Consider the following 6,679-nt stretch of genomic DNA (forward strand, 5'->3'; position numbering starts at 1 on the left):
TTAGTCACATTTTGAGATATTCCCATGGAACTACATCAGATTGAAACTAATCTCAATAGCCCTAATCCTCAAAATCGGATGAAAGCCATTACCGAATTAAGGCACTATGAACCTGGTTTGGTTGTCCCCCTACTCAAGGGAAGGATGTATGACCAAGAATTTCTAATTCGTTCCTTTGTTGCTATGGGTTTGGGGTATAAGCAAACAGAGGAAGCCTTTGGGTTATTACTGGATTTAATCGAACATGATAAAGATTATAATGTCAGAGCTGAAGCAGCTAATTCTTTAGCTAAATATGGTGAGCGGGCAATTCCCCATCTCGTATACCTATTCCAACAAGACTCTAATTGGTTGGTAAGGCAAAGTATTCTTGCTGCAATCGAAGTAACTGAACATCCAGAAATATTTTTAAAGCTCTGTATTTCGGGACTTAAAGGGAACGATATCACAGTTCAGGAATCAGCGATCGCTAATTTAGGGCAATTAGCAAAAACACCTCAAGCATCTTCAGCTTTAGAGGTTCTTCTTGAAGCAGCTAACTCCTCTATAGATGCAATTCGTGCGCAAGTAGCCATAACTTTGAGACATTTTGATGACCCAAGAGCCCAAAATGCTCTGATGAAGCTGCGACAAGATTCTGATTATCGAGTTGTCGGTGCAACATTAGAGGGACTTCTCTAGATTTCAATAAAAAGGTCTGTGGAATAAGTAATGTGGGGTGTGGGGAAAATATAGGGGAATTTGGAGTGACCCAGTGGGATTTCGTGATCAACCCAAGCTGATTCAACCGTCCCGTCGCAACGTAGCCAGTTCCTGATCTTCCCCTACACCTTTCACCCCACACCCAGTAAGGCTTTTAAGGTTGTTTGTCACCCCGTTAGGTCTCGACCCTACAGCATCAGAGTGTTTAGAGTCCAGTTTTTCGTAAGTCCTAAGAATCTTGCTCAGTTCTGCTTTTGTTGCAAATTGCCATGAACGGCTAGCCAAATGCAGGGTGGCTCAGCACTGGTATATTCCACTCGATGCTTTTGATGAGCTTTAATAAATAGATAATCCCCTGCTTTGAGCTTGACACTGGAAGCGTCAAGGTAGGCAAGGGTTGCTTGCCCTTGTAACAGGATTACCCATTCATCTTGGTCTTGGTCATACCACTCTCCTGTTGGTGTAGTTTGTCCAGTGGAGATGATGCGCTCGATTAATAGGCTCTCGGTAGATATCAACGGTTCAAACAGTTCTTCGGTAGGAAGTTCAGGAGGTAAGTTGAAAATGTTAGCTATCTCTTCAGTGTTCATACATCACCTTATGAATCAAGTTCAATGGAGACAACGACCTGTCCGTGATCAGATTGCCAAGTCTCAATTTTCTCGTCACTCAAGGTTTCGTCGATTAGATGATCATTGAAAAGGGAGACATACCCAACTCTGCCAATACGTTTGGGATTTTGAACAACGAATTCCTGACTGACCAGGATGTGATCTAGGCTCTCGTGGTGGCCATTATGGATGTGGGTGTAGTAGAAGTCACCATAGTTTTGTCGAGCTTGAATGTCTTTGACGTAATACAACAACACATCCCAGATCATCTGCTTTTGCTGAAACCAGAGTTTTCTCAAAGGGGGCTCTCCAGAAACGATTTGAGAAGTTATAGCCACACCACTATCATTGACATCACCCATCACTATTACCGGATGATCCCTGTGCTGTAGCTTATCCATCAAAATTACCCGCAAAGCTGTTGCTTCAGCTGCTCGGAGGATTAGAGATCTCGCTTGTCCTTTGGCTTGTTCAATTGGGTCGTTGCGGTCTACTCCATCTGGGATAATCGGACGCTTGGACTTGAGGTGAATTACAAAAACTGTACAATCAATCGTGTCACTCAGCTTGAGATGTGCTTCTAACACTGGTCGAGAAAAACGCTTGAGTGGGATGTCTGTTCCCTGGATATCCAGGCATGCCGTAGTGGGAAAATCTTTGATGACGTTGTATTCAAGCACTGGAAACCTGGAGGTCAGGGCAACAACTGGACTTTTACCGGTAGGCTTTGCGAACACAGTGGTGGCATTATCATAAATTTGGCTCTGAGCCAGTGCTTGTTGGAGAGCTTCTTGATGAAATACCTCTTGAAAGCCAACAATGTCAGCTTTCATCTTCTTCAGTTGTTCAGCGATCCAGGTGGTCTTAAGAGCGTATTCTGTTTGGGTATATATCTTCTTTCTATAGTATAGGACATCTGGTAGCACTAAGTTGCATAGGTTAAAGGTTCCAACTTTGAAACGGTTTCGATGCATGATTCTTATTTGTGTTGAGAGCTATTCCTCCAGCTTGGCATTTCCCCATCTAAAGATGCGGGGATTCTCTGTTCTTGGAGTTGCTCTAACCTCGCAGGCTTAGGCCATTTGTAACAACTTCAACCAAGGGCTTAGATCATGTCAGGATAATTACCCTTAATCAAAATTTCCCCCATCTCCCGATCTCCCGATCTCCCCATCTCCCCATCTCCCCATCTCCCGATCTCCCCATCTCCCGATCTCCCCACACCTCCGTTCTTTGTTACAAATATGAGATGCACCCGTTGGACAAGCTTAAATCCTATAACCAACACTCCTCAAGGTGAGAGAATAAATTAACTCTCATCCTCCAAATCGATAATACTCCCAAATTCATGCCATCACGACCAACCAGAGTTGGTAGGTGACCCACTGGAGCCCAGATTACGGAAAATGTCAGGTCTTCATAATTTCTCCATCGTCTTCTGAGGTGCAATCCTTTCCGCTCTCGCCATCCCACACGATGACCAAATTGTTGATAAAGCTGAGTTTGATAGGCTAATAGGTTAGGGAAATAATTACTGCGGGAAATACTGTTGGGGTTGTAATAGGAACTTAAAACATACAAGCTTCGGTTGAATTCTAGTTTATCAACGTTATTATCGTCACTATCAAGTTTTCCCCCAAGCTTCTCCCAAATTTCTTTTTGCAAACTGAAGCCGAATTGCCCACTGCTATACTTTAGCCAAAGCCGCTCAATGGTGTGTAGATCGGTGCAAGGAAAATTCTTGATTGACTCAGGGTCGATATTGTTGTCTTCTTCTCGATCAACTGCTTTGACCATGAGAGCAAACGTTTCCTGATCGGCTTCTTTCCATTTACCGGCTCTTAGTAAATTTCGCAAGTTAGAGTAGTCTATGCCTTGATCAGAAATGAGTTGGTCAGGTTGGTGTAGGTCAACAGTTATCCCCAACTCTTGGTTTTTTTGATTTAAGGTATATTGAACAATGTCAGGAATCTTACCATACCGTTCATAGTTTTCCACAATTTTGCGATACTTGGCTTCGATTTTGCGATACTCACTATCGGGATCATGGTTGGGGTCTTGATTCATTAAAATAGTCAGTAAAATATCCAACCCGTTATTATCAAGAAACAGAGCTGGCTCGATCTCGGGCTTAATAGTCTGGACTTTTTCGGTGGCATAGTTATGTAATTCACGAACATAGATTAAGCCAGCCCCATCTCGGTCTGCTGCACCAGTTTCAATGCCTTCGACTAAGTACTGGGTGTAAAGGGAACAATCAGCTGGTTCCTGTTTACAAGAGGTTTGTGTAGTTGTGGAGGAGGTGAGAACCGCTCGCCCTGGAGCACTGAGTTCTTCCTTGAGATTGACACTCACAGGTTCTGTCAGCCAACCGTCAGCTGAAGCACTATAGTAATCACACTCAAGAATTACTATTTGTTGCTGAGCATCACTACGACTCAATTGCTGGTGTAACAAAGAAGCGGGTAATGCAGTACCTTCAAGGTTATCTTTAGTCGTGATGCTAGTTGTTAAATACAGTTTACCATCCTGATTAATAATTCCTTGGCCAGAGAAAAAAACTAGGGCTAAGTCATTGACACCACATTGGTCAAATACGTTTTTAATTGCTTCTTTTAGGGTTTCTAAATTGGGATTTATCAGCAACTCTACCCGAGTAAAATCCCCTAGGGTTTTCTCTTGCAAAACTCGCTGCATTGCTGCCACATCATGGGAGGCAGCTTGATGGGTAGTTAAACCTTCGGCATACTGATCAACCCCGATCAGCAGTGCTACTTTCTTAGCCATTTACTTTTTTACTAATGCCATCTCTTATCTTCTTATAGCATTTCTAAAATAGGTTACGTACAAAAGTTTTTGATTTTCGGCAATAGGGAATAGGGAATAGGGAATAGGGAATAGGTAAAAAATCCTGTGTACCTCATAAAGAGGAGAACTGCTATATAATAATTAAGGACTGATTAGATTTTCATATTGTTCCGACTCCCGACTCCCGACTCCCGACTCCCGACTCCCGACTCCCGACTCCCGACTCCCGACTCCCGACTCCCGACTCCCGACTAGTCACGGGTCTTGGTTAACCATTAGAATCGATTTAATTTTTCGTTTGATTCGATTTCCGTTTTTGTCCACTCTGCCATAAATGGTTTTGCCGTTATAATAAAGAGCGGAGGAGCTTCCTCCATCTAGATTCATGGCTTTTTCAACCCCGGCAATTTTCAGGAAGGTAGCTAGGGCTCTGAAGGACATACCGGAATTTCTGGGAGCTTCTGATTTTTGAGCCACCATTACTAACAAAATGCTGCCATCAGGAGTAATACCGACTGCACTTCTAGCATTGGGTCGGCTGCTCCCTAGGGCATCTCGTATGACTTTCCGATTTTCTACAGCTACAAAACCTTCGGTTACTGATGTAATTTGTGGAACCAGCAACGGACCACTGCCTAGGGCATCTAATAATTGACAACCGGGGGGGGTCGGTTCACTGTGTAGGGTGATATCATAGCGGACTGTTGACCCACAACGGTATCGCCGAAATTCTGATCGATTGAGAATTTTCTCCATGTAGGGCTGTAAGTTGGGATTTTGGATCAGCCCCTGGTTGTCACGGGGATCTGCTACTAGTTGCCCTTGCTTGATTACAATCGAGGTGGTCTTCTGATTTTTTGGGTCAAAAAAACCGCCGTTGATGGCAGCTACAGCTTGGTGCTTTTGGGCTAAATCTTCTAAGGTGATTAACTGTTCCGATATGGCGGGAGTAACGGAAAATCCACTTTCAGCTGGAATTAATAAGGTGTGAACCACACTAAAGTCTAGAGGATGGGATTGGTATTTGATCTGTTTCTGGGGTGGCGAAACATCTGAAGAAAGGGCATCGGGTGGCTGGTGATCCTGGATAGATAACCACGCAACCGCTAAACCTATGGCAATCAAGCTCAGCCCAAGGATTTTTCTCACGTTATTTTTGCTAAAGTAGTCAACCGGATTTGACATCATAAAGCATAATCCGATGACCATCGTAATCGCAGAATGCTTGTTCAGTGAAATTGAGGTTTGGTGGTCTAGTAAAGTAATTGGGCTCAATGGTGTCAAGTCCCAGTTCACGGATTTTCTCAATGGTTAGGGTGAGGTCTTTTACTCTGACCACCAGGGCTAAACGATAGGGAGTGGTAGGGGTGGGTAATTCAATTCCTTTGACTTCGGTCAGGGCTAGGGCTCTAGGTTCGTCTTCTGTACTGAGTGATGCAAATTTGAGCTGAGCACTTTTGGGAAACTGAAACACTGGGTAGAGGTAAGAGTCTGGGGATGCTTCAGCGAGATAGTCGAGCTTAAATCCTAGAATATCTTGGTAAAGGGTGAATGCTCGTTCGAGATCAGCAACGACTAAGCAGGGGCGCTTGATGTGAAGCCCATCTAGATTAGGGGTATTGGGATTGACTGAGGGCTGATTGGTTTCCATTCACCCACCTAATTCTACGTTAGCTAATTATATAGCAAAGGGAACAGGGAATCGGGAATCGGGAATCGGGAATCGGGAATCGGGAATCGGGAATCGGGAATCGGGAATCGGGAATAGGCAAGAGGCAAGAGGCAAGAGGGAAAAAATCTTGTGTACCTAATAGCTATGATAAACGTTATAAAGCTTGGGTAATTGGTAATTGGAATAAGTGTTGAATATAAAAATTGGAATGATGTAATTTTCGATATTATGCTATCTTTACACCATTTTTTTTGCAGTTTTATCCTACTTTTTTAGTAATGGTAAACCTTGGCCTTGGCCTATTGGCCACGCTACGCGAATGGCCACGCTACGCGAACAACCTGCCAACCTGACAACCTTATAACATTCAACCTTCAATTTCAAACTTTCAACCTTCAACCTTCAATATTCAACCTTCAACCAAATAACTGATAGCTGATAGCTGATAGCTGATAGCTTAAAATTAGCTATAAAAAAAGTTTGCGATCGCATTGGTAAATCCCTCAAATGTGCTGTAATTTTCGGAGACAATAGAAACAGTTAAGCCTAATTTTTCAGTATTAGCAGCGGTATAGGGACCAAAGCAAGCAACGACACAATGGTTATAATCCTGGGGGGAGTTGACCATTGTCAAAAAAGCGGTTACTTCTGCGGTGCTACTAAAAGCGATTACATCTATCTTGCCTTGACGAATCAAATTTAATTCTACATCATAGATAGTTTTATCCAAAATTCGGGTTTGATAGGTCAATACCGGAGGGGTGCATCCCGATTTTGCAGTGAGCATAAATACTCAAGTTCGGTTTTGAGCAATCAGAGCTAAGCTTTGAGAAGTTGACCTATAATCAGGTGAGTTCTGCGAATGGATGCTGACAAACATGCCCAA

General features: G+C 43.3%; 8 protein-coding genes. 2 read left to right on the forward strand and 6 right to left on the reverse strand.

All coding sequences use genetic code 11. The annotated features are described in order from the left end of the window. Positions 1-24 precede the first annotated feature (24 nt). The gene (locus tag F6K46_RS04795) at positions 25-681 is read left to right on the forward strand and encodes a HEAT repeat domain-containing protein (RefSeq protein ID WP_075905574.1); all 657 of its coding nucleotides are present in this window, start codon (positions 25-27) and stop codon (positions 679-681) included. Between the two features lie 263 nt (positions 682-944). Here F6K46_RS04795 and F6K46_RS04800 read toward each other — a convergent pair whose 3' ends face one another. From F6K46_RS04800 to F6K46_RS04820, 5 genes are all read right to left on the reverse strand, one after another. Then, complete coding sequence (locus tag F6K46_RS04800; protein WP_293055697.1) at positions 945-1,292, reverse strand: cupin domain-containing protein; 348 nt, start codon at positions 1,290-1,292, stop codon at positions 945-947. A gap of 8 nt (positions 1,293-1,300) precedes the next feature. Continuing rightward, the gene (locus F6K46_RS04805; protein ID WP_075905576.1) at positions 1,301-2,287 is read right to left on the reverse strand and encodes an endonuclease/exonuclease/phosphatase family protein; all 987 of its coding nucleotides are present in this window, start codon (positions 2,285-2,287) and stop codon (positions 1,301-1,303) included. 301 nt (positions 2,288-2,588) lie between these two features. Continuing rightward, positions 2,589-4,100, reverse strand: a complete 1,512-nt coding sequence (locus tag F6K46_RS04810) for a GUN4 domain-containing protein (protein WP_075905578.1) — start codon at positions 4,098-4,100, stop codon at positions 2,589-2,591. Between the two features lie 276 nt (positions 4,101-4,376). Continuing rightward, entirely contained in the window at positions 4,377-5,309 is a 933-nt protein-coding gene (locus F6K46_RS04815; protein ID WP_293055702.1) for a phosphodiester glycosidase family protein, read from the reverse strand. Further along, on the reverse strand, positions 5,290-5,772 hold the full coding sequence (locus F6K46_RS04820; protein ID WP_293055705.1) for a VOC family protein: 483 nt from the start codon (positions 5,770-5,772) through the stop codon (positions 5,290-5,292). Before F6K46_RS04820 ends, F6K46_RS04815 begins: the two co-directional genes overlap by 20 nt. 309 nt (positions 5,773-6,081) lie before the next feature. On the opposite strand from F6K46_RS04820, the gene F6K46_RS04825 reads away from it, so the two are divergent. Next, entirely contained in the window at positions 6,082-6,225 is a 144-nt protein-coding gene (locus F6K46_RS04825) for a hypothetical protein (RefSeq protein ID WP_293055708.1), read from the forward strand. 31 nt (positions 6,226-6,256) lie between these two features. On the opposite strand, the gene F6K46_RS04830 is transcribed toward F6K46_RS04825, so the two are convergent. Then, positions 6,257-6,580 carry a uroporphyrinogen-III synthase gene (locus F6K46_RS04830; protein WP_293055711.1) on the reverse strand — a complete coding sequence of 108 codons (324 nt, stop codon included), beginning with the start codon at positions 6,578-6,580 and terminating at the stop codon, positions 6,257-6,259. Positions 6,581-6,679 lie beyond the last annotated feature (99 nt).

The organism is Moorena sp. SIO3E8 (assembly GCF_010692445.1).
GTDB lineage: Bacteria > Cyanobacteriota > Cyanobacteriia > Cyanobacteriales > Coleofasciculaceae > Moorena > Moorena bouillonii.

Excerpts from the sequence above, each read along its gene's own strand:
- F6K46_RS04795 (WP_075905574.1), top strand. The coding sequence starts at position 25 with ATGGAACTACATCAGATTGAAACTAATCTCAATAGCCCTAATCCTCAA.
- F6K46_RS04800 (WP_293055697.1), bottom strand. The coding sequence starts at position 1,292 with ATGAACACTGAAGAGATAGCTAACATTTTCAACTTACCTCCTGAACTT.
- F6K46_RS04805 (WP_075905576.1), bottom strand. The coding sequence starts at position 2,287 with ATGCATCGAAACCGTTTCAAAGTTGGAACCTTTAACCTATGCAACTTA.
- F6K46_RS04810 (WP_075905578.1), bottom strand. The coding sequence starts at position 4,100 with ATGGCTAAGAAAGTAGCACTGCTGATCGGGGTTGATCAGTATGCCGAA.
- F6K46_RS04815 (WP_293055702.1), bottom strand. The coding sequence starts at position 5,309 with ATGATGTCAAATCCGGTTGACTACTTTAGCAAAAATAACGTGAGAAAA.
- F6K46_RS04820 (WP_293055705.1), bottom strand. The coding sequence starts at position 5,772 with ATGGAAACCAATCAGCCCTCAGTCAATCCCAATACCCCTAATCTAGAT.
- F6K46_RS04830 (WP_293055711.1), bottom strand. The coding sequence starts at position 6,580 with ATGCTCACTGCAAAATCGGGATGCACCCCTCCGGTATTGACCTATCAA.